The organism is Streptomyces bobili (assembly GCF_002154575.1).
Taxonomy (GTDB): Bacteria; Actinomycetota; Actinomycetes; order Streptomycetales; family Streptomycetaceae; genus Streptomyces; species Streptomyces bobili.
Map to the genome: position 1 here is coordinate 1 of NZ_MUBA01000946.1, position 476 is coordinate 476.

General features: G+C 70.6%; 1 protein-coding gene. It reads right to left on the bottom strand.

Annotated elements, in window-relative coordinates; translation table 11 throughout:
• Positions 1-443: alcohol dehydrogenase catalytic domain-containing protein (locus tag BZL64_RS38865; RefSeq protein ID WP_341868856.1), on the bottom strand; the 443-nt coding region annotated here is incomplete at its 3' end.
• Between the last annotated feature and the right edge of the window lie 33 nt (positions 444-476).

Genomic DNA, 476 nt, shown 5'->3' on the forward strand with positions numbered 1-476 from the left:
TTGGTGAACAGCATGCGGTAGGCCGTCAGCCAGGCGGTGGGCAGGCAGGCGGCCTCCTCGAAGGACAGCTCCTTCGGCTTCGGCAGGATGTTCCACGTCGGCACGGTGACCTGCTCGGCGAAGGTGCCCTGGTAGCGCTCGGTGAGGATGGACCGGGGCTCGCGGGGACCGACCCCGTGACCGGTCTGGCCGATGACGGAGTGCAGGACGACCTCGTTGCCGTCCTCGTCGACGCCCGCGGCGTCACAGCCGAGGATCATCGGCAGCTTGTCCTCCGCGAGGCCGACACCCCTCAGGGACCAGAGGTCGTGATGGTTGAGGGAGGCGGCCCGGACGGTGACGGTGCTCCAGCCGGGACGGGCGCCGGGGGCCGGTCGCTCCCCCAACTCCAGTCCGGAGAGCGGCTGGTCGCGGTCGATTCGTGCGGCGTAGACGGCGAACATGTCCCCGACGATAAGGTCACCCGCCGCCCGGCG